This window comes from Alloalcanivorax mobilis (genome assembly GCF_002864685.1).
GTDB lineage: Bacteria > Pseudomonadota > Gammaproteobacteria > Pseudomonadales > Alcanivoracaceae > Alloalcanivorax > Alloalcanivorax mobilis.
In genome coordinates this window covers 20,342-44,521 of the sequence record NZ_NMQZ01000043.1, presented here as the reverse complement: position 1 = coordinate 44,521, position 24,180 = coordinate 20,342, and the positions used below count along the sequence as shown (strand labels likewise).

At 64.0% G+C, this 24,180-nt stretch carries 23 protein-coding genes; 12 read left to right on the top strand and 11 right to left on the bottom strand.

The genetic code is table 11. The features are described from left to right. Positions 1–107: 107 nt before the first annotated feature. Together clpA and clpS are read right to left on the bottom strand one after the other, a co-directional pair. On the bottom strand, positions 108–2,378 hold the full coding sequence (clpA, locus tag CGS25_RS16635) for an ATP-dependent Clp protease ATP-binding subunit ClpA (protein WP_089032319.1): 2,271 nt from the start codon (positions 2,376–2,378) through the stop codon (positions 108–110). Positions 2,379–2,402: 24 nt separating this feature from the next. Then, positions 2,403–2,741 carry an ATP-dependent Clp protease adapter ClpS gene (gene clpS / locus CGS25_RS16630; protein WP_089032320.1) on the bottom strand — a complete coding sequence of 113 codons (339 nt, stop codon included), beginning with the start codon at positions 2,739–2,741 and terminating at the stop codon, positions 2,403–2,405. Between the two features lie 328 nt (positions 2,742–3,069). On the opposite strand from clpS, the gene CGS25_RS16625 reads away from it, so the two are divergent. Next, entirely contained in the window at positions 3,070–3,345 is a 276-nt protein-coding gene (locus tag CGS25_RS16625; protein WP_089032321.1) for a cold-shock protein, read from the top strand. Between the two features lie 42 nt (positions 3,346–3,387). Here CGS25_RS16625 and icd read toward each other — a convergent pair whose 3' ends face one another. Continuing rightward, positions 3,388–4,650 (bottom strand): NADP-dependent isocitrate dehydrogenase, encoded by a 1,263-nt coding sequence (gene icd / locus CGS25_RS16620; RefSeq protein ID WP_089032322.1) that lies wholly within the window; start codon positions 4,648–4,650, stop codon positions 3,388–3,390. Between the two features lie 109 nt (positions 4,651–4,759). Between icd and CGS25_RS16615 the strand changes: the two genes are divergently transcribed. Continuing rightward, a complete protein-coding gene (locus tag CGS25_RS16615; RefSeq protein WP_101676142.1) occupies positions 4,760–5,380 on the top strand; it encodes a pseudouridine synthase in 621 nt (206 codons plus the stop codon). Here the strand turns inward: CGS25_RS16615 and CGS25_RS16610 are convergent. The 3 genes from CGS25_RS16610 to moaC are packed head-to-tail and all read right to left on the bottom strand — an operon-like array spanning position 5,304 to position 6,459. Then, on the bottom strand, positions 5,304–5,750 hold the full coding sequence (locus CGS25_RS16610; RefSeq protein ID WP_089032324.1) for a molybdenum cofactor biosynthesis protein MoaE: 447 nt from the start codon (positions 5,748–5,750) through the stop codon (positions 5,304–5,306). The two genes, CGS25_RS16615 and CGS25_RS16610, sit on opposite strands and share 77 nt — an antisense overlap. Then, the gene (locus tag CGS25_RS16605; RefSeq protein WP_089032325.1) at positions 5,747–6,025 is read right to left on the bottom strand and encodes a MoaD/ThiS family protein; all 279 of its coding nucleotides are present in this window, start codon (positions 6,023–6,025) and stop codon (positions 5,747–5,749) included. Before CGS25_RS16605 ends, CGS25_RS16610 begins: the two co-directional genes overlap by 4 nt. Next, positions 6,022–6,459, bottom strand: coding sequence for a cyclic pyranopterin monophosphate synthase MoaC (gene moaC / locus CGS25_RS16600; protein WP_089034513.1), 438 nt, complete (start codon positions 6,457–6,459; stop codon positions 6,022–6,024). Before moaC ends, CGS25_RS16605 begins: the two co-directional genes overlap by 4 nt. 164 nt (positions 6,460–6,623) lie before the next feature. Here moaC and CGS25_RS16595 point away from each other — a divergent pair, with 164 nt between their 5' ends. The 6 genes from CGS25_RS16595 (at position 6,624) to CGS25_RS16570 (ending at position 11,989) form a co-directional block, all read left to right on the top strand. Continuing rightward, positions 6,624–7,091, top strand: a complete 468-nt coding sequence (locus CGS25_RS16595; RefSeq protein ID WP_089032326.1) for an NUDIX hydrolase — start codon at positions 6,624–6,626, stop codon at positions 7,089–7,091. Between the two features lie 59 nt (positions 7,092–7,150). Beyond that, complete coding sequence (gene mnmA / locus CGS25_RS16590) at positions 7,151–8,251, top strand: tRNA 2-thiouridine(34) synthase MnmA (RefSeq protein ID WP_101676141.1); 1,101 nt, start codon at positions 7,151–7,153, stop codon at positions 8,249–8,251. Then, positions 8,248–8,874, top strand: a complete 627-nt coding sequence (hflD, locus tag CGS25_RS16585) for a high frequency lysogenization protein HflD (protein ID WP_101676140.1) — start codon at positions 8,248–8,250, stop codon at positions 8,872–8,874. Before mnmA ends, hflD begins: the two co-directional genes overlap by 4 nt. Before the next feature lie 138 nt (positions 8,875–9,012). Then, entirely contained in the window at positions 9,013–10,380 is a 1,368-nt protein-coding gene (gene purB / locus CGS25_RS16580; protein WP_089032329.1) for an adenylosuccinate lyase, read from the top strand. 39 nt (positions 10,381–10,419) lie between these two features. After that, positions 10,420–11,553: a JmjC domain-containing protein gene (locus tag CGS25_RS16575; RefSeq protein ID WP_089032330.1), complete on the top strand. Its 1,134-nt coding sequence runs from the start codon at positions 10,420–10,422 to the stop codon at positions 11,551–11,553. Positions 11,554–11,563: 10 nt separating this feature from the next. After that, positions 11,564–11,989 carry a GNAT family N-acetyltransferase gene (locus CGS25_RS16570; protein WP_101676139.1) on the top strand — a complete coding sequence of 142 codons (426 nt, stop codon included), beginning with the start codon at positions 11,564–11,566 and terminating at the stop codon, positions 11,987–11,989. Between the two features lie 159 nt (positions 11,990–12,148). Here the strand turns inward: CGS25_RS16570 and CGS25_RS16565 are convergent, their stop codons facing one another. Then, the gene (locus CGS25_RS16565) at positions 12,149–12,838 is read right to left on the bottom strand and encodes a class I SAM-dependent methyltransferase (RefSeq protein ID WP_198588832.1); all 690 of its coding nucleotides are present in this window, start codon (positions 12,836–12,838) and stop codon (positions 12,149–12,151) included. A gap of 318 nt (positions 12,839–13,156) precedes the next feature. Here CGS25_RS16565 and CGS25_RS16560 point away from each other — a divergent pair, with 318 nt between their 5' ends. From CGS25_RS16560 to CGS25_RS16550, 3 genes are all read left to right on the top strand, one after another. After that, entirely contained in the window at positions 13,157–15,337 is a 2,181-nt protein-coding gene (locus tag CGS25_RS16560; RefSeq protein ID WP_101676138.1) for a hypothetical protein, read from the top strand. Then, entirely contained in the window at positions 15,334–17,004 is a 1,671-nt protein-coding gene (locus tag CGS25_RS16555) for a toxin-antitoxin system YwqK family antitoxin (RefSeq protein ID WP_101676137.1), read from the top strand. The genes CGS25_RS16560 and CGS25_RS16555 overlap by 4 nt, the downstream gene beginning before the upstream one ends. Positions 17,005–17,101: 97 nt before the next feature. Next, the gene (locus CGS25_RS16550; protein ID WP_101676136.1) at positions 17,102–17,845 is read left to right on the top strand and encodes a hypothetical protein; all 744 of its coding nucleotides are present in this window, start codon (positions 17,102–17,104) and stop codon (positions 17,843–17,845) included. A gap of 97 nt (positions 17,846–17,942) precedes the next feature. On the opposite strand, the gene CGS25_RS16545 is transcribed toward CGS25_RS16550, so the two are convergent. The 3 genes from CGS25_RS16545 to CGS25_RS16535 all read right to left on the bottom strand — a co-directional run bounded on the left by CGS25_RS16545 (position 17,943) and on the right by CGS25_RS16535 (position 21,961). Next, entirely contained in the window at positions 17,943–20,108 is a 2,166-nt protein-coding gene (locus CGS25_RS16545; protein WP_101676135.1) for a malate synthase G, read from the bottom strand. A gap of 183 nt (positions 20,109–20,291) precedes the next feature. Then, entirely contained in the window at positions 20,292–21,149 is an 858-nt protein-coding gene (gene ttcA, locus CGS25_RS16540) for a tRNA 2-thiocytidine(32) synthetase TtcA (protein WP_089032336.1), read from the bottom strand. Positions 21,150–21,163: 14 nt separating this feature from the next. Beyond that, positions 21,164–21,961, bottom strand: coding sequence for an SDR family oxidoreductase (locus tag CGS25_RS16535; protein WP_101676134.1), 798 nt, complete (start codon positions 21,959–21,961; stop codon positions 21,164–21,166). A gap of 198 nt (positions 21,962–22,159) precedes the next feature. On the opposite strand from CGS25_RS16535, the gene CGS25_RS16530 reads away from it, so the two are divergent. Then, positions 22,160–22,873 (top strand): haloacid dehalogenase type II, encoded by a 714-nt coding sequence (locus CGS25_RS16530; RefSeq protein ID WP_101676133.1) that lies wholly within the window; start codon positions 22,160–22,162, stop codon positions 22,871–22,873. Between the two features lie 36 nt (positions 22,874–22,909). Here the strand turns inward: CGS25_RS16530 and CGS25_RS16525 are convergent, their stop codons facing one another. Beyond that, complete coding sequence (locus CGS25_RS16525; protein WP_101676132.1) at positions 22,910–24,121, bottom strand: acyl-CoA dehydrogenase family protein; 1,212 nt, start codon at positions 24,119–24,121, stop codon at positions 22,910–22,912. Positions 24,122–24,180 lie beyond the last annotated feature (59 nt).

Here is a 24,180-nt window from a genome sequence, read left to right as displayed (position 1 = left end):
GGCGATGGGAAATGGATCGGCATTGAGTCAATTCCCGCTATTCCGCAATCAACCAAAAAAAGCCCGGCTTGCGCCGGGCTTCTTTAATAGCGGTTGCAACAACCCGCTTAGCAGGTGGCTTCTTCCGCCGAGGCATCCACGGTCAGCACCAGGCCATCCTCGCCGACGGTGATGTGCACCTGGCCACCGCCGTTGGCGAGTTCACCGAACAGCAGCTTCTCCGCCAGTGGCTTCTTGATCTGCTCCTGGATCAGACGGGCCATGGGGCGAGCGCCCATGTCCTTGTCGTAGCCTTTGTCCGCGAGCCAGTGACGGGCCTGGTCGTCGATGTCCAGGACCACCGCTTTCTCATCCAACTGGGCCTGCAGTTCCACCAGGAACTTGTCGACCACGCCGAGAATCACCTCGGCGCTCAGGGCGTTGAACTGCACCACCCCGTCGAGCCGGTTACGGAACTCCGGAGAGAACATTTTCTTGATCGCCTCGATGCCATCGGTGGACTGATCCTGATCGGTGAAGCCGATGGAGCGCTTGCTGAGCACCTCGGCGCCGGCGTTGGTGGTCATGATCAGGATCACGTTGCGGAAGTCCGCCTTGCGCCCGTTGTTGTCGGTCAGCGAGGCGTTGTCCATCACCTGCAGCAGGATATTGAACACCTCCGGGTGCGCCTTTTCGATCTCATCCAGCAGCAGCACACAGTGTGGCGTCTTGGTGATCGCTTCGGTGAGCAGCCCGCCCTGGTCGTAACCGACGTAGCCCGGGGGCGCGCCGATCAGCCGGCTCACGGTGTGCCGTTCCATGTACTCGGACATGTCGAAGCGCACCAGCTCCACGCCCAGCGCCCGCGCCAATTGCCGGCTGACCTCGGTTTTGCCGACCCCGGTGGGGCCGGCGAACATAAAGGAACCGATCGGCTTGTGGTCCGATTTCAGACCGGCCCGGGACAGCTTGATCGCCGCCGAGATCGCGTCGATGGCTTTCTCCTGGCCGAACACGGTCATCTTCAGATCCCGCTCCAGGTTGCGCAGCACTTCCTTGTCCGACGAGGACACCTGCTTGGGCGGAATGCGAGCGATCTTGGCGACCATCGCTTCCACGTCTTCCTGCTCGATGGTGACCTTGCGCTCATTTTCCGGACGCAGCCGCTGCCAGGCACCGACCTCATCGATCACATCGATGGCCTTGTCGGGCAGGAAACGGTCGTTGATGTAGCGGGCGCTCAACTCGGCGGCGGATTTCAACGCCGCGTCGGTGTACTGCACATTGTGGTGCTTTTCAAAGCGGCTCTTGAGCCCTTTGAGAATGCCCACGGTGTCTTCCACGCTCGGTTCCACCACGTCGATTTTCTGGAAGCGCCGGGACAGCGCCCGGTCCTTCTCGAAGATGGTGCGGTATTCCTGGAACGTGGTGGAGCCCATGCACTTGAGCTCGCCGGACGCCAACAGCGGCTTGAGCAGGTTGGAGGCGTCCATGACGCCACCGGAGGCCGCCCCGGCACCGATGATGGTGTGAATCTCATCGATGAACAGAATGGCGTTGTCTTTCTTGCGCAGCTCCGCGAGCAGATTCTTCAAACGCTTTTCGAAATCGCCCCGGTACTTGGTGCCAGCCAGCAAGGCGCCCAGGTCCAGGGAGTAGACCACCGCGTCCAGCAGCGGCTCGGGCACCTGTTCCTCGACGATCATGCGCGCCAGCCCTTCGGCGATGGCGGTCTTGCCGACCCCCGGTTCGCCCACCAGCAGCGGGTTGTTCTTGCGCCGGCGGCAGAGAATCTGCGCGGCCCGTTCGATCTCGAACGCACGCCCCACCAGCGGGTCGATGCGATCCGCGCGGGCCATTTCGTTGAGGTCGGTGGCGTAGGAATCCAACGCGCTGGCCGGCGTGCCCTCGGCGCTGGCTTCGCCCTCTTCAGCGCGCTGCTCGGCGGCCGGGTCGCTGTCCTGAACCTGGGAGGAAATGCCGTGGGCGATGAAATTGACCACATCCAGACGGTGCACGTCCTGGCTGTTGAGCAGATAAACCGCCTGGCTCTCCTGTTCATTAAAGATCGCCACCAGCACATTGGCGCCGGTGACTTCCTTCTTGCCGGAGGACTGCACGCTGAACACCGCGCGCTGCAGCACGCGCTGGAAGCCCAGCGTCGGTTGGGTATCCCGCTCGCCGTCTTCCGGCAGCAGGGGGGTGGAGTCGTCGATAAACTGAGTCAGGGCCTCGCGCAGTTCCTCCAGATCGGCGGCGCACGCGCGCAGCACTTCCACCGCCGCTTCATTATCAAGCAGCGCCAGCAGCAGATGTTCCACGGTCATGAATTCATGGCGGTGGGTGCGGGCATGATGGAAAGCCTCGTTAAGAGTCAGTTCCAGTTCTTTGCTGAGCATAGGCTACCTCACTGCTGTTGCCCGTCAGGCTTTTTCCACCTGGCACATCAGCGGATGCTGATGCTCGCGGGCGTAATCGACCACTTGCGTGGCCTTGGTCTCGGCGATGTCCTGGGGATACACCCCACACACCGCCTTGCCCCGGGTATGCACCGTGAGCATGACCCGCGTGGCCTGCTCCCGATTCATACTGAAAAAGGTCTCAAGGACCTCGACGACAAAATCCATCGGGGTGTAGTCGTCGTTCATCATCAACACTTTGAACATCGGTGGGCGCTTAAGTCGAGGCTTTGCTTCCTCGACGGTCACCTCACCCTGACGATCGGGGGATTCCGGCTTGTCCGGCCCCGATCGGCTTGCCATCCGTGTCTCCATCAAAGGGAGCGTCAGGTGGTGCTGCCTATTCATAACCTTCTCTAACGGTTGTATACCCGCGGGCGTCAGCGAGCAATGAACAAATGAGGGACATAACGCTGTTTTTCAATCCCGCCGTCCGGCTTGCGGCAAACCGACAGCCGATTAAATCCTGTCGCGATTCATGACGCGAGTCCATGCGACTTGACACCCCGCCGGCCATCAGGAACAGTTGCTCAAAAAGCGATCTATTGTAACCCCGGCCGGGGATCAAAGCTGGGGCCAAGGTAGCGGGAACACAACAACAATCATAGCCAGCGCCCAAGAGGGAAGGACTATGGCGACGGGAACGGTAAAGTGGTTTAACAACGCCAAGGGGTATGGCTTCGTGCGCCCCGATGAAGGCGGCGACGATCTGTTCGTGCATTACTCCTACATTCAGGGGGACGGCTACAAGACCCTGTATGCGGGGCAGAACGTGGAATACGAATGCCTGGAAGCCAGCAAAGGCTATCACGCGGTCAATCTCAAGCCTGGCGACAGCCCCGCCGGCGCCCGGCGGCAAAGGCCGCAGCGGCGACGTGAGCGGGAACGGGAAAGCAGCGCCCTCTGAAACAGAGGGCGCGCATTCCGAACCCAGGTAACGCCGGTCGGGTCAGAGCCCCATGTGTTCGATGACGGCGTCACCAAACTGAGAGCACTTAAGCAGCGTCGCGTCGGGCATCAGACGTTCGAAATCGTACGTCACCGTCTTCGCCGCGATGGCGCCTTCCACGCCCCGGATCACCAGATCCGCCGCGTCTTCCCAATCCATATGGCGCAGCATCATCTCCGCGGAGAGAATCAGTGAACCCGGATTGACCTTATCCTGGCCGGCGTATTTCGGCGCGGTGCCATGGGTGGCCTCGAACAGGGCCACGGAGCCGCCGATGTTGGCGCCCGGCGCGATGCCGATGCCACCCACTTCCGCCGCCAGGGCGTCGGAAATGTAGTCGCCGTTCAGGTTCAGGGTGGCGATCACGCTGTACTCTTCCGGACGCATCAGAATCTGCTGCAGGAAGGCGTCGGCGATCACATCCTTGATGATGATGTCCTTGCCGGTGCGCGGGTTCTTCATCACCATCCACGGGCCGCCGTCCAGCAACTCGGCGTTGAAGCGGTCGCGGGCCATCTGGTAGCCCCAATCCTTAAAGGCCCCCTCGGTGTACTTCATGATGTTGCCTTTGTGCACCAGGGTGACGGAATCCTTGTCGTTATCGATGGCGTACTGGATCGCCTTGCGGACCAGACGCTGGGTCCCCTCGCGGGAGACCGGCTTGATGCCAATGCCACAACCTTCCGGGAAACGGATCTGGGTGACGCCCATTTCCTCACGCAGAAAGCGGATCAGCTTGGTGGCTTCGGGGCCGTCGGCGGGCCACTCGATGCCGGCGTAGATGTCTTCGGAGTTCTCGCGGAAGATCACCATGTCGGTGAGTTCCGGATGACGAACAGGGCTCGGCACGCCTTCGAACCAGCGCACCGGGCGCATGCAGGTATACAGGTCGAGTTCCTGACGCAGGGCCACGTTCAATGAACGGATGCCGCCACCCACCGGGGTGGTCAGCGGGCCCTTGATGCCGACGGTGAATTCCCGCATGGCTTCCAGGGTCTCGTCGGGCAGCCAGACATCGGGCCCGTAGACTTTGGTGGCTTTTTCACCGGCATAGATTTCCATCCAGGTGATGCCACGTTTGGTACCGTAGGCCTTTTCGATGGCCGCGTTCACTACTTTGATCATCACCGGCGAGATATCGACGCCGATGCCGTCCCCTTCGATGTACGGAATAATCGGGTGGTTGGGGACATTCAGGGATAGGTCCGCATTAACGGTGATTTTGTCACCGTCTGCCGGAACCGTGATCTTTTGGTATCCCATCTACACTACTCCCTCTGAGAAAAACCGTAGAATTCGGTTGCCGGGCGAGTATAGCACTCAGGCGTTACCCTTGCTTGGCCTTGATACCCGCTCTAAGGCGAAAAACACCATGTCCCGGCTGATTTTGTTTAACAAACCCTTTCAAGTGCTCTCCCAGTTCACCGACGACCGGGGCCGGCGCACGCTCAAGGATTACATCGACACGCCCGGGGTCTATCCGGCCGGACGGCTGGACTGGGATTCCGAGGGTTTGCTGCTGCTTACCGACGACGGCGCCCTGCAGGCGCGCATTGCCAGCCCCCGCTTTCATCTGCCGAAAACCTATCTGGTGCAGGTCGAAGGCGAACCGGATGAGCAGCGGCTGGATGCCCTGCGCCAGGGGATAACACTCAAGGACGGGCGCTGCCGGCCGGCGCGCGTCAGGCGGGTCGACGCGCCTGATCTCTGGCCGCGCCAACCGCCGGTACGCACGCGGCTCACGGTAGCCGACCGCTGGCTGGAACTCACCATAGACGAAGGTCGCAACCGCCAGGTGCGGCGCATGACCGCGGCCATTGGCCATCCCACCCTGCGCCTGGTGCGCCGCTCAATCGGCGACTGGAACCTGGACGGCCTGGCGCCGGGCCAGTGGCGCGCGATCACCGTGCACGCCCCTAAGGCGCCCTCCAGCGCGCAGCCGCGCGGGCGTCGTCGTCGCGGGCCTCCACCCAGTGCCAAACGCCGCCGCTGAGCACCTTTTTCCACAATGGCACTTCGCTTTTCAGCACGTCCATCAGGAAGGCGCAGGCTTCAAACGCCGCCTGCCGGTGGGCGGCGCACACCGTCACCCGCACAATCTCGTCGCCCACCGCCAGTTCGCCAACCCGATGAATAATTTCTATCAGATTCACAGGCCAGCGCTGTTGCGCCGCCCGGGCGATGTTTTCCATGGCCGCTTCGGTCATGCCCGGGTAGTGCTCCAGGAACAACGCCTGCACCTTGCCCTGCTCATCGCGCACCTGCCCGGAAAACACCACCCGCGCCCCGCTGGCGCCGTCGTCGCCGAGCGCCCGTGCCGGGGCCAGGGGGCACGTTTCGATGGCCACGCGGATCGCGCTCACCCGCCGGTCACCGGCGGAAACAACGCCACCACGTCGCCGTCCCGGAGCGCGCTGTCCATCGTCGCCAGCACCTCGTTGATCGCCACCATGCGCCGTGGCGTGTCGCCCAGGGCGCGGCCCAGTTGCGGGGTCTGCCCGGCCAGCCAGTCACACAGCGCCGCCACCGACACCAGCGCCGGAGCCGGCGGCGTCACCGTCAGCCGGTCAACGCCGGCGCGCTCGCGCAGGGCAGCAAAAAACCGGACCTCGACGGTGGCGGCCGGCGCGGCGCTCATTGCGGCTCCCGGACAAAATCGCCACTGCGCCCGCCACTTTTCTCAAGCAGGCAAACCTGCTCAATGACCATGGCCCGGTCCACCGCCTTGCACATGTCGTAGACCGTCAAGGCCGCCACCGTGACCGCCGTCAGCGCTTCCATCTCCACGCCGGTGCTGCCTTTAAGGCGGCAATGCGCATCCACGCGCAGGGCATCGTCGCCATCCGGTTCCAGTTGCACCTCCACGCCGCCGAGCATCAACGGGTGACAAAGCGGAATCAGCTCCCAGGTTTTTTTCGCCGCCTGAATGCCGGCGATGCGCGCCACCGCCAGCACATCGCCCTTGGGATGCGCCTGATCGAGAATCATCGCCAGCGTGCGCGGCGCCATGCGGATGCGGCCACGAGCGTGGGCGCTGCGGCTGGTCTCCGCTTTGTCGGTGACATCGACCATGCGCGCCCGGCCCCGGGCATCCAGATGGCTGAACGATTCGCTCACGGCTTGTTATCTCCTCGGCAGACCCCACACCGGTCGGCGTGGGGGTGGCTGTCCCGGCGGGCGCCGGTGCGCTACCATCTGGCGCCCTCGCCCGCCATCTCCAATCGTCAGGACAGCGCATGAACAGCTTTGAACCGCACATTACTGTGGCCACCATCGTCGAACAAGAGGGCCGGCTGCTGTTCGTGCGTGAAATGCAGGCCGGCCAGGCGGTGCTCAATCAGCCCGCCGGCCACGCCGAATTCGGCGAGGATCTGCTGCAGGCGGCCTACCGGGAGACCCTGGAAGAGACCGCCTGGCGGGTGGAAATCACCGATCTGCTGGGCTGGTACATCTTTCAGCCGCACAAGGGCGCCGGCGTCTATTACCGCACCTGTTTCGTGGCCCGCCCGCTCGGTCACGATCCCCGCCAGAAGCTGGATCACGGTATTCTGGAGGCGTTGTGGTTGAGCCCCGAGCAGATCCGCGCGCGCCACGCCGAACACCGCGGCCCGCTGGTGAGCCGCTGCGTGGAGGATTATCTGAGCGGCCGGCGGCTGCCTCTGGATGCGATCTACCAGCACCCGTGGCCGCTGCAACAACGCTGATCGCCGCCGTATTGATCGACCCTGTATGGTGCCCGTGGAGACCCTGGCCGAGATGACCAATGCTTGATAAAGCCCCTGCACAGACCCGAGTGATCGTTGGCATGTCCGGCGGCGTGGATTCGTCGGTGGCCGCTGCCCGCCTGATCGACGCTGGTTACCAGGTCGAAGGCCTGTTCATGAAGAACTGGAACGAAGACGACGGCACCGAGTATTGCACCGCCCGCGAGGACCTGATGGACGCCATCCAGGTGGCCGGAGTGCTGGGCATGGAGCTGCACACCGCCAACTTCGCCGGCGAATACTGGGACCGGGTGTTCGAGCACTTTCTCGCCGAATACCGCGCCGGCCGCACCCCCAACCCGGACATCCTCTGCAATAAGGAAATCAAGTTCCGCGCGTTTCTCGACCAGGCCATGACCCTGGGCGCCGACGGCATCGCCACCGGGCATTACGCCCGCGTCGGGCATGGCGGCGACCGCGCCCGGCTGCTGCGCGCGGCGGACACCAACAAAGACCAGACCTATTTTTTGCACGCGGTGGGCGGCGACAAGTTCGCCCGCACCCTGTTTCCCCTCGGCGACATGGAAAAGCCCCAGGTGCGTCAACTGGCCGCCGAACGCGGTTTCCATAACCATAAGAAGAAAGACTCCACCGGCATCTGCTTTATCGGCGAGCGCCGTTTCAAGGATTTCCTGGAAACCTTCCTGCCGGCCCAGCCCGGTGCCATCGAAGACGACCACGGCAAGGTCATTGGCCGCCACCAGGGTCTGATGTATCACACCCTGGGGCAACGCCAGGGGCTCGGCATCGGCGGCCGCGCCGACGCCGGCGATGCGCCCTGGTACGTGGCCGGCAAGGATCTTGAGCGCAATGTACTGATCGCCGTGCAGGGCCAGGACCACCCCCTGTTGTTCAGCCAGGCGCTGACCAGCGCCGTGGTCGACTGGGTGGCGATGGCGCCGCCCGCCCTGCCCGCGCGCCTCACCGCCAAAACCCGCTATCGGCAAGCCGATCAGGCCTGCACCGTGGAAGAAGCTGGCGGGGGCCGGGTGCGGGTACACTTTGACCAACCACAACGGGCGGTGACACCGGGGCAGTCGGTAGTGTTCTATGACGGCGACATCTGCCTCGGCGGCGCCGTGATCGAGGAGACCCGATGACCCCCGAGCAGCAGCAACTCATGGCCCTGGCCGCGGTGTTCCAGGCCGCGGTGCTGGCCGACCAGGTCGCCACCCGTGGCGAATGCGACAACGCCGCCGCGGAAGCCCTGTTTGGCGGCGTCATGGCGATGAACGAGAGCGACTTTCCGGCCATCTATCCGCAACCCGCCCGCCTCCAGGACGGCCTGCGCCTGCTGCGTCGCAGCCTCGGCCGTGAGCAGAGCAAGGAAAACGCCCGCGCCCTCAATCACGCTCTCGCCTTGCTGCATTTGTCCTCGCGGCTGCGCAAGAACAGCGACGTGATCAGCATACTGCGCCACCGCCTGATTGCCCTGGAAGGCCAGCGCGCCCATTTCGACAACCTCGCCAGCAACGCCTTTTGCCACCGCCTGGCGGGCATCTACCTGGACACCCTGGGTACCTTCCGGTTTCGCATCCGGGTGCAGGGTGAGCCCGCCCTGCTGCAAGACGAGGACAACGCCGCCCGCATTCGCGCCCTGTTTCTGGCCGGCGTCCGCGCCGCTTTTTTGTGGCATCAGATGGGCGGGCGCCGCTGGCGCCTTCTGCTCCAACGGAAGCAGCAACTGAAAATTCTTAATAGTATAAAATTCAGTGAGTTATAACATTTTTCTATAAATAGCTTTAAAAGTGCGACGTACCTGAATGGCGCTGACGCCCGGCCACCGGCTGGCGAAGCGCCACCGCCGTCATTTTGCTGTATCATTGCGCCGCCTTCGGATTCCCCAGCAGGAGTTTGCCCCATGTCCAGCCCCAGTTCCCTGACCGCCATTTCTCCGGTGGACGGCCGCTACGCCGGCAAGTGCGACGCGCTGCGCGCCATCACCAGTGAATACGGACTGATCCGTTACCGGGTTCATGTGGAAGTGAGCTGGCTGGAGCAGCTGGCCCATGAAAAAGCGATTCCCGAAGTGCCGCTGATGAGCGGCAAGGCCGCCTGGCATCTGCGCGGCGTCACCCGCGACTTCGAGGAACAGCACGCCGAGCGCATCAAAGAGATCGAGAGCACCACCAACCACGACGTCAAGGCGGTGGAGTACTTCATCAAGGAATGCATGGCCGGCCACGAAGAACTCGACGAAATGACCGAGTTCGTGCATTTCGCCTGCACCAGCGAGGACATCAACAATCTGTCCTACGCCCTGATGCTGCGCGAAGCCCGCGAAGTGATGCTGCCCAAGCTGGATCAGGTGATCAACGCGATCCGCAAACTGGCCCACGCCCAGGCGGACCAGCCGATGCTCTCGCGCACCCACGGCCAATCCGCCTCGCCGACCACCGTGGGCAAGGAAATGGCCAATGTGGTGGCGCGCTTGCAGCGCCAGCGCGAACAGTTCGCCGCGGTGCAGATCCTCGGCAAGATCAACGGTGCCGTGGGCAACTACAACGCCCATTTCGCCGCCTACCCGGAAGTCGACTGGCCGGCCTTCGCCCGCCGCTTCGTGGAAGCGCTGGGGCTGACGTTCAACCCCTTCACCACCCAGATCGAGCCGCACGACTGGATCGCCGAATACTTCCACGCCCTGATGCGCTTCAACACCATCCTGCTGGATTTCGACCGCGACCTGTGGGGCTACATCTCACTGGGCTACTTCAAGCAGCGCACCGTGGAAGGCGAAGTCGGTTCCTCGACCATGCCCCATAAAGTGAACCCCATCGATTTCGAGAATTCCGAGGGCAACCTGGGCCTCGCCAACGCAATCATGGACCACCTGGCCGCCAAGCTGCCGGTGTCGCGCTGGCAGCGCGATCTGACCGATTCCACCGTGCTGCGCAACGTGGGCGTGGGCCTGGCGCACAGCCTGATCGCCTACGAAGCCAGCCTTAAAGGCATCGGCAAGCTGGAGATCAACAGCGCCCGCCTGGACGAGGATCTGGACCAGGCCTGGGAAGTGCTGGCCGAGCCGATTCAGACCGTGATGCGCCGCTACGGCATCGAAAAGCCCTATGAGAAGCTCAAGGCGTTGACCCGGGGCAAGGCGATCACCGAACAGGCGCTGGTCGAATTCATCGACACCCTGGCGATCCCCGAGGAGGCCAAGGAACGCCTCAAGGCACTGACCCCGGCTGGCTATACCGGCAACGCCGGCAAGCAAGCGCGCGCCATCTGACCCACGCCGGGCCAGCGGCCCCGCGTTAACGAGGCTTTCATGCACGACGAATCCGTTCTGCCCCGCTTCAGGCTGCCGATGACGCCGGAGGACTTCCTCCAGCGTTACTGGCAACGCGCCAGCCTGTTCATGCCAGGCAGCGCCAGTGGCCTGGAGCATCCAGACGCGGACACCCTGGCCGGGCTGACCCTGGAGCCGGAGGTGGAATCGCGGCTGATTGAAGGCGCCGGAAACGGCCCCTGGAACCTGCGTCAGGGGCCCTTCGAAGCGGGCGATTTCGCCAGCCTCGGCGAACGGGACTGGACCCTGCTGGTGCAGTCGGTGGACCACTACCTCACCGAAACCTCGCTGTTGCTCGACGATTTCGACTTTCTGCCCGGCTGGCGGATCGAGGACATCATGATCAGCTACGCCGCCGAGGGCGGCAGCGTCGGACCTCATTTCGATCAATACGATGTGTTTCTGATTCAGGCCTCGGGGCGGCGCCATTGGCAGCTCGGCCCACTCTGTGACGATGAAACGCCGCAGCGCAGCGACACGCCGCTGAAGATGCTCGCCGATATGCCGGTCATCGAAGAGCACATCGCCGAACCCGGCGACGTGCTCTATCTGCCGCCGGGCGTGGCCCACCATGGCGTCGCCCTGGACAGCGACTGCGTGACCTGGTCGGTGGGCTTCCGGGCTCCCGATTATCGCGATTTGCTCGCCGAAATGGTCGCCGAAAGCCTGGCTGACGTCGGGCCGGCTTTGTATCAGGACCCCGGGCGCACGCCCACCATCGATGCCGGCCACCTGCAACCCGCCGAGCTGAAAGGCATGCTTGAGCGGGCCTTTGACCTGCTCAACCGCGAGGCCGCCGCCAGCGCCGTGTGCCGCTGGCTAAGCACGCCCCGGCAAAGCGGGCTTGATTTTCTGATCGAGGCGGAGCAGATTCGCGCCGCCGATCCCGACACCGCGCTGGTGCGCCACGGCGGCGCCCGGCTGATCTGTCTGGACAACCTCATCTGGATCAACGGCGAACCCTGGCCATTGAACCCGGACCAGAAACCTCTGGCGAGCCTGCTTGCCCGCAAGCGCCGCTACCAACACGACGAACTGGCCGCCGTACTGACCGAAGGCGGCCGGGCTCTGCTCAACGACTGGATAGACCAGGGCTACTTTGCCGAGCTTTAACGAGAACGCCATGGCCTTTAGCATTATTGAAACCTCCTGGGACCAACACCAGACTGATCTGCGCGCCCTGCGCGAACGCGTCTTTATTGGCGAACAGGGCGTGCCCGAAGAGTTGGAATGGGACGGCGCCGACCCGGCCGCCCGTCACTTTCTGGCCCGTGATGGCGAGCAACGCCCGATTGGCTGCCTGCGCCTGCTGGGCAGTGGGCAAATCAGCCGGTTGTGCGTGCTCGAAACCCACCGCAACACGGGTGTCGGCCGTTCCCTGCTGATCGCCGCCGAGGAAACCGCCCGCGGCGCCGGCATGAACGAAATCTTCCTGTACGCCCAGACCCACGCCACCAGCTTCTATGAATCCGCCGGCTTCTCCGCCTCTGGCGGCGTGTTCATGGATGCCCACATCCCACACCGGCAAATGTTCAAACTGCTGGTCTGATGCCACCGCGCCCGCCCTCGCCGAGCGGATTCTCGCCTGCCGCCGCCGCTTATGGCCGCGGCGGCCGGCACTGGCCCGCCAGTTCGAGCAGCACTGGCAGCGCGCCCACGGCAACCCGGAGAGAGCCGCGCCAAGTGCGTCCGTAGCCGTTCACGCGCTTCAGGGCTGATCCGGCGGCGGCGTCAACGGCGCCACCAGTTCCCAGAGCCGGTGACCGCTGTGCCGATATTTATCCTCGAAATCGGTGAGCGGCTCGCTGCCGTCCTCAAGCACCGCCAACCGTGAAGCTTGCCCGGCCAACGCCAGAGCCTGGGCCATTTCCCGCAGATACAGCTCCCAGTTGCTGCGCAGCCGCAGAGTGCCGCCCAGAGTAAGCAGATCCGGGAACACCGGATGGCCATGCCAGCGGCGTTTCAGATGCGCGCTTTTTGGCCAGGGGTTGGGATAGAGCAGGTAATGCGCCCACGGCCGCCAACCGGCCTGCCCGGCCAGCCGCCAGAAGCCGGCGCAGTCGGTGCGCAGCAGCAACAGATTGTCGGGCAACGGCGAGAACCGCCGCCTGCCCCGCGCCAAGCGATGCTCGGACTGATCCAGCCCGAACACCAGCGCCTCGGGATAACGCAGCGCCAGACACACCGAGGAGCGCGCCGTGCCACACCCGGAATCGAGAATCACCGGACGGTGCGCGCCGCGCGCTTGCCGCCACCGTTGCGCCTCGACGAATGCCGCCCGGTCATGGTCCGCCAGCGGCGCCCGCCAGGGGTTGCGCTGATGCCGGCGCACGATGTTCTCCAGCCCCGGGTGCGGGTCCGTTTGGTTGGAGCTGACTGCCTCGCTGTTGCCGAACACCTTTGCGTCCTCTAGGGCCTGTTCACACTAATTATGATGGTCGCGTTGCTAACCCGAAGGGCCGGGGTCGTTTTCGCGCAATCCCGCGTTGCGGTTCGCTTGTGTGGCGGCCCACACCGCGCTCACCGCGCCTTGGTTTGCGCGAAAACGACCTCCGGCGCGACCATCAAATTAGTGTGAACAGGCCCTAAGCCGATTCACAGTTGTACCGCGCGGCGCCACGGATCATGAAAAAGCGGGCTTTTTCACAATTTTGCCGCCGCGCGCCCCATTCGGCCCGTGTCTTCGTTACACTTCCGCTTTCACGGAGTTGTAAGTATGCGTTTTTTTATCGCCTTTTTCTGCCTTTTTGCCTTGTCCGCCTGCCAGGATGACACCCCGCCCGCCGCCGATTTCGAAGACGAATTCCTGCTGCTCTCCCAGCAAACCATGACCAAGCTGTCCAGTGGCTATGACCAGGACGTGGCGCTCACCGCGCTGGTCCACAACCGGGTCGACGACAGCCAGGACGATGGCCTGTGGATTCGCACCACCCTGCCCTGGCTGCGCCTGGGCAACCTGGGCGAGCTGGATACCCGCCACCTGGAACGCGCCGGCAAACGCGCCGCGCAGATGAGCGAATTCCTCGGCAGCGGCACCCTGAGCCGCATCGAGGACGGCGAGGTCAAGGAAACCCGCATCGCCGACCCGGCGCTTTACAAGCAACTCAAGGAACGTTTCGGCGACAAAGTGGAAACGCTGCTCAATCAGTCCACCGCCACTTCGGTGCCGCTGCCCGACGACCCCCGCCCCGGCGATCATTGGAGCGCCAGCGCGGCGCTCTGGGGGCTGCCGCCGGTGAACGCGGAATACCGCGTTCTCGCCCGGCAGGGCGAGCGGGTGCTGATGGCATTGACCCTCGATGGCGACAACGTGGAGGGCCAGGCCCGCATGATCGCGCGCCTGCCCTCGGGCATGCCCGAGGCGTTGCGGCTGAGCAGCCGCATGACCCTGCCCGAGCAGGAAGTGGAAGTTGAGCAGCGCTTGATGCTGCTCAGCCAGCGGCATTACCCGCTGCCGGTGAACGACTGGGACCTGGACCCGGTGCGCGTGCAAATGTACTCCGATTTCTTTGAACGTCAGCTGCACAGCCCCAACTTCCATGAACCCCGCGACCCGACACGCTGGCGCGACCGCGCCGAGCTGAAGCGGCTGCTCGAGAGCCTTGCCGACAGCCTTTTCTACGAAATCGAGGAGGGCCGGGTGCTGACCCGGGGTGACTGGGTGCTGGCCAGCGAGCTCGGCCAGGTGAACCTGCGTTTCACCGGTTTCCACGGCGATCCCCCCGAGGCGCTGGTGCTCAACCGGTTGGCGGAAAGCGGCGGCCTGTACCGTCTTGCCGAACCGGTGGAAAGTCTCAGCGACCGGGATTTGCTGATTCCCCGCCCCGACACCCAGCCCGCCGCCGATGCCCCCTTTAAAGTCGACGCCATCGCCGAGTTGTGGCTGGCCGGCGAGCCGGTCACCGTGCGACGTGACGGCCAGGGGCTCCCCGAGGGCGTCAGCATCGACGATTGGAAAGACGGCCAGGTTCAGGTGCGGGTCAGCGGCGCGGCGCGGATTGCCGCCCAGCCCCTCGGCGAAGACGGCGAGCCCATCGCCTTCGCCATGGTCTCACGCCCGGCGAAGCAGGGCGACGAGTCGGCGAAGACGTTTGTCGAGCGCCTCACCCTGGGCCTGCCCGAGGAGGTGTTCGTGTACCAGAGCAAATCGCCGATCCGCGCCTTGCGGGTCACGCCGCTGCGCAGCGAAGAGCAACCGCTCACCCTTACCCTGCGGCCCACGCCCGAGCCGGGCAACGCGCAGCCACCGGGGGTGCGTCATGGTCTCTCCTCGATCCCGCCGCTGCCGGACGCCCCGGAGACGTTGATTGAGCAGATGGAAATCAGTGGCCTTCAGGACAACCGCCTGCGCGTCACCGGCCCACCCGGCCTGCGCCTGTGCACCCTGACACCGGAACAGGGCACCGACTACCACGGCACGCCCCTGCACTTTTCCTGGGTGATTGGCGGCGGCGATGATGACGATGCCCGCAGTGGCTTCGAGCTGCGCACCGAAGACGATAAAATCCAGTATTTCTACGGTCGGGACGTGGCCTTCCAAGTCAGTTGCCCGGCCCGGGTGCACACCGTCACCGCCACCCGCGAGCGGCCCGGATGCGTGGAATTCGTGGACCCGCACAGCGTGCGTGTGCCCGAACAATGCAACCTCGCCGGGTCGATCGGCTTCGATGCCCGCGACGCCACCGGGCTGGCTTTGCAGCCGCTGAACGACAGCGGCAACCGCGCTGATGACAACACCGGCGGTGCCGAAAACAGCACCACGGAGAACCGCGATCAAACCCAACCAGAGGCTCCGATTCACCGGTTCTGGGGAACGGTCCAGGAGGTGGTGTTCTTGCGCACCGAAGGCGAACGCACCCGGGAAATGAACGCCACCTTGCCGGGGTTACCACAATGATCGGGTATCGCATCCGCCTGGCCACCGCCGTGCTGCTGCTCGGTGGCGCCGTCTGCGGCCACGCCGACCGCCAGTACTTCAGCGCCTACGACACCCCCACGGAGCGGACTGACAAGGCCCTGTACTATCTGGACCTGCCCTTGCCCGAGAACCCGGATGGCCCCGGCTATCTTTATCGCGCCCATTACCGCGACGGCGATGCCCTGTATGGCGAAGGCGTGCGCGTCAGCGCGGACGGCGACGCGGACGGTGCCTGGCTCGGCGACTGGCGCTACCTGTACCCGAACGGCCAGGTCAAGGAGCGCGGCCACAGCGACGCTCAAGGGCGCCTGCACGGCGACCATGAGATCTTCTACGACAATGGCCAACTGGAACGCAGCGTTCCCTATCGCCATGGCGAGCGGCACGGCGTCGAGGAAATGTTCGACGAACAAGGCGCGAAACTGCTGGATGAGCCCTACCAAAACGGCCAGCGCAACGGCATGCACGTGAGCTATTACCCCGAGAACGGCCAGATCTATGAACAAAGACGTTACCGCGATGGCCGCTACGACCAGTTCTACAACCGCTATGATCGCGACGGCAATCTGATCGGCCATTCCGATTACACCGCCCCGGGGGTGCTGGAATCCTATTCGCGCAACTCCGACGGCGAACTGGTACGCCGCCAAGTCTATTATCACCGCGACGCCCAAGGGCACTATCGCAACGACGCCCCGGTGTGGCTGTACGTCATCGCCGATCACCGCGACGGCCAGGTCAGCCGTGTGGGATTGTCCTACCCCAACCAGGACACCCGCTGGCGGATCGATTTCACCGACGGCCGCGTCAGCGGTTTACGCCACACCGTTGATCGCGTCGAACAGGGCCGCTACGTCGCCACCAACCATCGTGGTGTGCGCCGCGAAGGGCGGATGAAAGACGGCAAGCCGACCGGTGTCTGGCACCAGTATCGCGGCGAGCGCCTGATCGCCGAGTACCACTATCAGGACGGCAGACGCCACGGCGAAGGTCGCGAACGCACCGGCCCCGACCAACAGTGGTGGAAGTACCTGCACTACCAGCGGGGCGAGTACCACGGCGACTGGCGCACCGAGAACGAACAGGGCCAGGTGGTGGAATCCGGCCACTATAAAATGGGCCAGCGCGACGGCGCCTGGCGCACCATTAAAGACGACGGCGTGGTCCACACCGGCCATTACAACAACGGCGAAATGGACGGCGAGCAGATCGACCGCAGCGCCGACGGCGAGCTGCTGGCCCGCCATGTTTACCGCGACGGCAAGCGCGCCGGAGTCTGGGAAGAGTTCAACAGCGACGGCGAGCCGACCCTGAAACTGCGCTTCGAAAACGGCCAGCGCCAGGGCGAAGCGCTACTGAGCGCTCCTTACGACAGCCACCTGATGCAGGTGCGCTTCCGCGACGACAAGCTGGACGGGCGATGGCGGAAAATCAGCCGCGAAGGTTACCCGTTGCTGACCGGCGCCTACCAAAACGGCAAGCGCCAGGGCCGCTTCGTCGAGTACGACGAGCACGGCCGGGTGCAATCGATCATTCCCTACCGCGATGACCGGCGAGAGGGCGAAGGTTACCTGCGTGACCGGGACGGCACGCTGATGCCCATGCGCTGGCACGACAACCAGCACATCGATGGCCCACGCCGCTGACAGGCCGCTCAGCACCGGATGCCCCTCCACCCGGCGGTGCTTACCAGCCACCGGGTGGACGGCTATCATGGGCCATCATCGCCACCGGACCCGCACTATGTCCCGCCTTCGTTCACCACTCGCCCTGCTCTGCCTGAGCCTGTGTCTGGCGCTGGCCACGCCGCTGCAAGCGCAGATGTCGATCCATATTATCCAGCGCAGCGATGCCGCCGCGCTGGTGCCGGTGATCGAACCGCTGGTGCCGGCGGACGGTTACGTCAACGCCTACCAGGGCAAGCTGATCATCCGCACCACCGAAGCCAACTTTGACGAAATTCTCGCCGCCCTGGGCGACATGCCCGACGCACCCCGCACCGTGGTGGTGCATTTTCGCCGCGTCGGCAGCACCGAGAGCAGCGCCGCCCGCGCCGGTATCCAGCAGGGCCGCATCACCCTGGGCGCCACCGGGCAACGCGGTGAACGTCAGGATCATTATCAGATCAGCACCCTCACCGGCCATGCCGCCGGCATCAGCCAGGGCACCCTGGTGGCCCTCTCGGGCACTTATTACCCGGCGCTGGTGAGCCTAAAACAAGGCATCCGCGTGACCCCGCAAATGACCGCCGACGGGCGCGTGCGCCTGAGCATCGAGCAACGCTTCGACGAGCCGCCCGACGCGCGCGGCCACGCCCGTACCCAGGGCAGCACCAGCACCCTGATGCTGACCCCGGGGCAATGGCAGCCGCTCGGCGCGATCAGCGTCAGCGAACGTGACAGCGCCGCCGGGCTCGGCTCGGTGCGCGTACAAACCCGCCAGGCGGAACTGCCTCTGGAGGTCAAGGTGGAGGTCAGGGGGTTGTAAGCTACAAGCTACAGGCTGAGCTTGCGGCTTGCGGCTTGCGGCTTGCTCCCACAAAAAAGCCCGCCGAAGCGGGCTTTTTTGATCACCACCAGAGCGGTTAGCCGCGTAGCGCCTTAAGCTCACGGCGGCGACGGTGCAGGACCGGTTCGGTGTAGCCGTTGGGCTGTTCACGGCCCTTGAACACCAGGTCGCAGCAGGCCTGGAAGGCGATGCTGGCGTCGAAGTCCGGCGCCATCGGCGTGTAGTCCGGGTCGCCGGCGTTTTGCTTGTCGACCACCGCGGCCATGCGCTGCATGGATTCCATCACCTGATCGTCGCTAACGATGCCGTGATGCAGCCAGTTGGCCACGTGCTGGCTGGAAATCCGACAGGTGGCGCGGTCTTCCATCAAGCCCACGTCGTTGATGTCCGGCACCTTGGAGCAACCCACGCCGGCGTCGATCCAGCGCACCACGTAGCCGAGAATCCCCTGCGCGTTGTTGTCCAGCTCCTGCTGGATTTCCTGAGTGCTGAGTTCACGGTCGAGCAACGGAATGGTGAGAATGTCATCCAACGAGGCGCGCTTGCGCTCGGCCAGCTTGTCCTGCACCTGTTGCACGTTCACTTCATGGTAGTGAATGGAATGCAGGGTGGCGGCGGTCGGTGACGGCACCCAGGCGCAGTTGGCGCCGGCTTTCGGGTGACCCGCTTTGTTGGCCATCATTTCGGCCATTTCGTCGGGCTTCGCCCACATGCCTTTACCGATCTGCGCCACGCCCTTAAGGCCGCATTCCAGGCCGATGTCCACGTTCCAGTCTTCGTAGGCGTTGATCCAGGGCATCCCTTTCATGTCGCCCTTACGCGCCATGGCGCCGGCTTCCATGGAGGTGTGCATCTCGTCGCCGGTGCGATCCAGGAAACCGGTGTTGATGAAGATCACCCGCTCACGGGCGACGCGGATGCACTCCTTCAGGTTCACGGTGGTGCGGCGCTCTTCGTCCATGATGCCGATTTTGAGAGTGTTGCGGGCCAGGCCGAGGGCGTCTTCCACGCGCTCGAACAATTCCACCGCGAACGCCACCTCTTCCGGGCCGTGCATTTTCGGCTTCACGATGTACACCGAACCGGCGCGGCTGTTGCGCGCGCCGCTGGTCTTTTTCAGATCGTGCATGGCGGCCAGTACCGTGACCATGGCGTCCATGATGCCTTCGGGGATTTCATCGCCGTTGTGCAGGATCGCCGGGTTGGTCATCAGGTGACCGACGTTGCGCACCAGCAACAGCGAACGGCCCTGCAACGTCAGGGTGGAGCCGTCCAGCGCGGTGTATTCGCGGTCGCTATTGAGATCGCGGGTCAGGCGCTTGCCGCTTTTCTCGAAGCTTTCCTTGAGATCGCCTTTCATCAGGCCGGTCCAGTTGCGGTACACCTCGACCTTGTCTTCGGCGTCCACGGCGGCCACCGAATCCTCGCAGTCCTGAATGGTGGTGACCGCGGATTCCAGCAGCACGTCCTTGACGTTGGCCGGGTCCTCGGCGCCAATCGGATGCTGATCGTCGATCTGAATTTCAGCGTGCAGATTATTGTGCTTGAGCAGCACGCCGGAGGGCCGCGCCGCCTCGCCCAGGAAGCCCTGAAGCTGGTTTTCATCCTTCAGGCCGCTTTCGCCGCCGCTCAGGCGCACCACCAGTTTGCCGTTGTCGATGCGGTAACCGGTGCTGTCCTTGTGCGAACCGCTGGCCAGCGGGAAGTAGCTGTCCAGGAAGTCGCGGGCGTAGGCGATCACTTTATCGCCGCGCTTGGGGTTGTAGGCGCCGCCTTTCTCGGCACCGCCCTCGTCGGAGATCATGTCGGTGCCGTAGAGCGCGTCGTAAAGGCTGCCCCAGCGTGCGTTGGCCGCGTTCAGCGCGAAGCGGGCGTTTTTCACCGGCACCACCAGCTGCGGGCCGGCGATGTGCGCGATCTCGTCGTCCACGTTGTCGGTGGAGACACTGAAGTCGTCGCCTTCGGGCAGCAGGTAGCCCAGTTCGGTGAGGAAGCGCTTGTACTCGCCCAGATCGAGCTGCTTGCCCTTGCGCTCCAGATGCCAGGCGTCGATCCTGGCCTGAATGTCGTCGCGCTTGGCAAGCAGCGCTTTATTGCGCGGCGCCAGATCGGCGAGGATCTTTTCCAGCTGCGCCCAGAAGTGCTCCGGGTCCACGCCGGTGCCCGGCGCGATCTCGTTGGCCACCAGATCATGGAGTTCGGCGGCGATTTCCAGGCCGCCCTTCTTAATGCGATCGGTCATGTGCTCCTACCCTTCTGGTCGAGTCAAAAACAAGGCCCCGGGCCCACTGCAGCCTGGCTGGCCGGAAAGCGCCGGTATTTTACCGGAAACGTCGCCGTGAATCATGTGATTGGCATGGAAAAGGCACCGGCAAAAACGGTACCGGGGACCTGGCTGAAGTGACGCGGCGGTCACACCGGGCGATCAGCCGAACAGGTTCAGCACGTCCAGCCGGTGCGCGTCCACGCCGCCCCGGTTGACACCCTCTTCCAGGCTCTCGAAATCGAACAGGCGGGTGTCGGCGAGCTGCGAGGGAGCGATGTTCTGTACCGCCGAGAAAATATTCTCCACCCGGCCGGGGAATTCCCGATCCCAGCGGTTGAGCATTTCCTTGATGTTCTGGCGCTGCAGGTTTTCCTGGGAGCCGCACAAATTGCAGGGAATGATCGGGAAACGCTTATACGCCGAGAAGCGGATGATGTCCTTTTCCCGGCAATACGCCAGGGGCCGGATCACCACGTTGCGGTTGTCGTCGCTGCGCAGTTTGGGCGGCATCGCCTTCATCTTGCCACCGAAGAACATATTCAGGAAAAGCGTCTCGATGATGTCGTCGCGGTGATGCCCCAGAGCGATCTTGTTGGCACCGATTTCCTCGGCGAACCCGTACAGGCTGCCGCGCCGCAGGCGTGAACACAGCCCGCAGGTGGTCTTGCCCTCGGGCACCTTCTCTTTGACGATCGAATAGGTGTCTTTCTCGAGGATGTGATAGGCGACGCCCTCGCGCTCCAGATATTCCGGCAGCACGTGCTCGGGAAAACCGGGCTGCTTCTGATCCAGGTTCACCGCCACCAGTTCGAAATCCACCGGCGCGGAATGCTGAAGATTGCGCAGAATCTCCAGCATGGTGTAGGAATCCTTGCCCCCGGACAGGCACACCATCACCTTGTCGCCATCGCTGATCATATTGAAGTCGGCGATTGCCCGCCCCACTTCCCGCCGCAGCTTCTTCTGCAGCTTGTTGTAGCGGATACGGTGCTTGTCCTGGGTGTCGGTGCTGTTCATAGAAGGATCAGGGCTCAGGTGACTTTGATCTTGCGAATCAGGCGGCGGTACAGGCCCGGCGCCCAGCGCTTGAGATAGATGCCGGCGCCTTCGCGGCCCGCGATGATAACCTGATCGCGGCCACGCTGCACGGCCTCCACCAGACGCCGGGCGCACTCCGCCGGGTCCATGCCGTTGGCCTGAACGTCGTCCATGGCGCCGTGAGCCTGGCCCTCGCCGGTCAGCGCATTGACCGACACCTGGGTGCGCACGAAGCCGGGCAGCACCATGGTGACGCGCACCCCGGCCTGATGTTCCTCCGCCCGCAATGCCTCGAAGAAACCGTGCAGCGCATGTTTGCTGGCGCTGTAGGCGGAGCGTTTCGGCGTGGGCAGCTCCCCCACCAGCGACGAGATCACCACGAAGCCGCCGGCGCCCTGCTGGCGGAACGTGGGCAGCACCGCCTTGGTCAGCGCCACGGCGCCGAAAAAGTTGACCTCCATGATGCGCCGGTCCACCGCCAACGCGGTGTCCCGGGCCAGGGCCCGCTGGGTGATGCCGCCGTTGTGCACCACCCGGTCGATGCGCCCGAAACGGGCCAGCACCTGCTCCACCGCCGCGGGCATCGCCTCGCTGTCGGTGAGATCCAGCGGCAGCACCAGGTGCTCGTCGGCGTTCACCAGGTTCTCGCGCACCCGCTCAAGCTGCTCCCGGCGCCGCGCCGAGAGCACCAGCCGGGCGCCGTAGCGGGCGTATTCCGCCGCGACCGCCTCGCCAATCCCGGACGACGCCCCGGTAATCCAGACGACGTTATCGGCCAGGGAATCGGACATAACGGTGTTCTCCCACGGGCTTTTGATTGAGCGTTGATGCTAGCAGATTTTCGCGGGTATTCTTATTGGTCCGGGTGCGCTCGAAGGGAGACGAAGAGTCCGCTGCGCGCGGTGCCCGTTCCCAGAGCTCAGTGAGGCCGACAACCTCCCAATGTGCCCCTTTTCCATGCCCCCTTTTCACAATAACCGGAGTCCTCCATGAGCCTTCCGAAAGCACTGGCATTCGACATTTTCGGAACGGTGGTCGACTGGCATTCGAGCATCTCGCGTGAAACCCGCTCGTTTCTCTCGGAGTACCTGCCGGACCTTCCACCCTCGGACTTCGCGTTGCAATGGCGCGAGCTGTATCAGCCGGCGATGCGTGAATGCGTTGGCACCCAGCGGGGCTTCGTTTCGCTGGACACCCTGCACCATGAAACCCTGCTGAAGTTGCTGGAAGCCCACCGGGTGGATGTCAGTCTGATCGACCCCGATATCCTATCGGCTCTCGCCCATGCCTGGCGCCGGCTGGACCCCTGGCCCGACGTGGTGCCTGGCATGAATCAACTTCGCCAGCGCTTTCCGTTAGTGACTTTGTCCAATGCCAATGTGGAGTTAATGGTCGCGTTGAACCGCTATGGCGGTCTGCAGTGGGACGCCATTCTCGGCGCCGAGTTTGCCAGGACCTACAAGCCGGACCCGGTGGCTTATGTCTCCACCGCCCAGGCGCTGGGCCTTGAGCCAGGGCAGCTGTGTCTAGTGGCCGGCCATCACAGCGATCTGGCCGGCGCCCGCGCCAGTGGTTTGATGACCGCCTATATCGACAGGCCAATGGAATACGGCGGAGCGCCAGCGCCGGACCAATCCTTCGCCCAACGCTGGGATTGGCAAGCGGACAGCTTGACCGACCTTGCTTCTCAGTTGCTGAATTAGCCGGTTAGCGGACAACCACCCTTGGGATCTGCCTCCCTACTTGAGCTCCCGTGATGACAACCCGAGCAGATGGCGCGCCACGATCAGTTGCTGAATTTGCTGGGTGCCCTCGAAGATGTCGATGATCTTGGAATCGCGCGCCAGCTTCTCCAACAGGTGGCGCTCGGAATAACCCGCCTCGCCGCACAGCGCCACGCATTTCAGGGTTACTTCGTTGCCCATGCGCCCGGCCTTGGCCTTGCACATCGAGGCCTCCTTGGAATTGGCCTGGCCGTTGTCGGCCATCCAGGCGGCTTTGTAGGTCATCAGCCGCGCCGCCTCCAGGTCGGCTTCCAGGCGATACAGCTCCAGTTCGGTGGCGGTTGAATTATAAGGTGATTTCGAGAAGTCGGCTTTAACACCTTCTTTTTCAAGAATTTCACGGGTGATTTCCAGTGCCGCCCTGGCCACGCCCAACGCCATCGCCGCCACCTGCGGGCGGGTGTTGTCGAAGGTCTGCATCACGCCCCCGAACGCCTTCTTGCGGGCCGCTTCGGTGTCGGCGATCTCCGCCGAGCCCAGCACATGGTCGGCGGGAATCCGGCACTCATTGAAGGCCAGCGCGGCGGTGTCGGAGATGCGCAGGCCCATTTTGTCTTCCACCCGCACCAGACTCATGCCCGGGTTATCCCGCGGCACGATGAACGACTTGATCGCCGCCTTGCCCAACGCTTTGTCCAGGGTCGCCCACACCACCACCGCGTCGCAGCGCTGGCCGCCGGTGCAATAGATTTTTTCGCCGTTAAGCACCCATTCGTCGCCGTCGCGACGGGCGGTGGTGGTGATCGCCGCGGAATCGGAACCGGCGCCGGGTTCGGTGATCGCCATGGCGCAATACAGCTTGCCGTATTGCTGCTTCTGCTCGGCGCTGCCCACCGCCTGAATGGCGGCGTTGCCCAGCCCCGCCGCCGGCAGCGACAGCATCAGACCGACGTCCCCCCAGCACATCTCTTCAACACTGACGATGCCGATCAGATTGGCGCCATTCTTGACCGCGTCCGGGTCCGCGCCGTCAGCGCCCTCCCCGGCCTTGCGCCCGCGCGGCCGGGCCGCGGCGATCATCTGCGCCAGCGGCTTCAGCTCGGCGGGCGTGTCACCGTGCTCAATGCGGTCGTATTTCCGCGAAATCGGCCGAAACCCCTGCTCCGCGAGCTGATGGGTCATGGCCTGGATGTTTCTCAATGCCTTGGGCAGTTCGAGATTGATCATGGGATTCCTTGTTTTTTAGCCTGACGCCGGACGCTGGACGCCGGACGCTTAAACCCGCT

Bases quoted from the DNA above. Each gene is read 5' to 3' on its own strand.
- clpA (WP_089032319.1), bottom strand. From the start codon at position 2,378: ATGCTCAGCAAAGAACTGGAACTGACTCTTAACGAGGCTTTCCATCAT.
- clpS (WP_089032320.1), bottom strand. From the start codon at position 2,741: ATGGCAAGCCGATCGGGGCCGGACAAGCCGGAATCCCCCGATCGTCAG.
- CGS25_RS16625 (WP_089032321.1), top strand. From the start codon at position 3,070: ATGGCGACGGGAACGGTAAAGTGGTTTAACAACGCCAAGGGGTATGGC.
- icd (WP_089032322.1), bottom strand. From the start codon at position 4,650: ATGGGATACCAAAAGATCACGGTTCCGGCAGACGGTGACAAAATCACC.
- CGS25_RS16615 (WP_101676142.1), top strand. From the start codon at position 4,760: ATGTCCCGGCTGATTTTGTTTAACAAACCCTTTCAAGTGCTCTCCCAG.
- CGS25_RS16605 (WP_089032325.1), bottom strand. From the start codon at position 6,025: ATGAGCGCCGCGCCGGCCGCCACCGTCGAGGTCCGGTTTTTTGCTGCC.
- moaC (WP_089034513.1), bottom strand. From the start codon at position 6,459: ATGGTCGATGTCACCGACAAAGCGGAGACCAGCCGCAGCGCCCACGCT.
- CGS25_RS16595 (WP_089032326.1), top strand. From the start codon at position 6,624: ATGAACAGCTTTGAACCGCACATTACTGTGGCCACCATCGTCGAACAA.
- mnmA (WP_101676141.1), top strand. From the start codon at position 7,151: ATGCTTGATAAAGCCCCTGCACAGACCCGAGTGATCGTTGGCATGTCC.
- hflD (WP_101676140.1), top strand. From the start codon at position 8,248: ATGACCCCCGAGCAGCAGCAACTCATGGCCCTGGCCGCGGTGTTCCAG.
- purB (WP_089032329.1), top strand. From the start codon at position 9,013: ATGTCCAGCCCCAGTTCCCTGACCGCCATTTCTCCGGTGGACGGCCGC.
- CGS25_RS16575 (WP_089032330.1), top strand. From the start codon at position 10,420: ATGCACGACGAATCCGTTCTGCCCCGCTTCAGGCTGCCGATGACGCCG.
- CGS25_RS16570 (WP_101676139.1), top strand. From the start codon at position 11,564: ATGGCCTTTAGCATTATTGAAACCTCCTGGGACCAACACCAGACTGAT.
- CGS25_RS16560 (WP_101676138.1), top strand. From the start codon at position 13,157: ATGCGTTTTTTTATCGCCTTTTTCTGCCTTTTTGCCTTGTCCGCCTGC.
- CGS25_RS16555 (WP_101676137.1), top strand. From the start codon at position 15,334: ATGATCGGGTATCGCATCCGCCTGGCCACCGCCGTGCTGCTGCTCGGT.
- CGS25_RS16550 (WP_101676136.1), top strand. From the start codon at position 17,102: ATGTCCCGCCTTCGTTCACCACTCGCCCTGCTCTGCCTGAGCCTGTGT.
- CGS25_RS16545 (WP_101676135.1), bottom strand. From the start codon at position 20,108: ATGACCGATCGCATTAAGAAGGGCGGCCTGGAAATCGCCGCCGAACTC.
- ttcA (WP_089032336.1), bottom strand. From the start codon at position 21,149: ATGAACAGCACCGACACCCAGGACAAGCACCGTATCCGCTACAACAAG.
- CGS25_RS16535 (WP_101676134.1), bottom strand. From the start codon at position 21,961: ATGTCCGATTCCCTGGCCGATAACGTCGTCTGGATTACCGGGGCGTCG.
- CGS25_RS16530 (WP_101676133.1), top strand. From the start codon at position 22,160: ATGAGCCTTCCGAAAGCACTGGCATTCGACATTTTCGGAACGGTGGTC.
- CGS25_RS16525 (WP_101676132.1), bottom strand. From the start codon at position 24,121: ATGATCAATCTCGAACTGCCCAAGGCATTGAGAAACATCCAGGCCATG.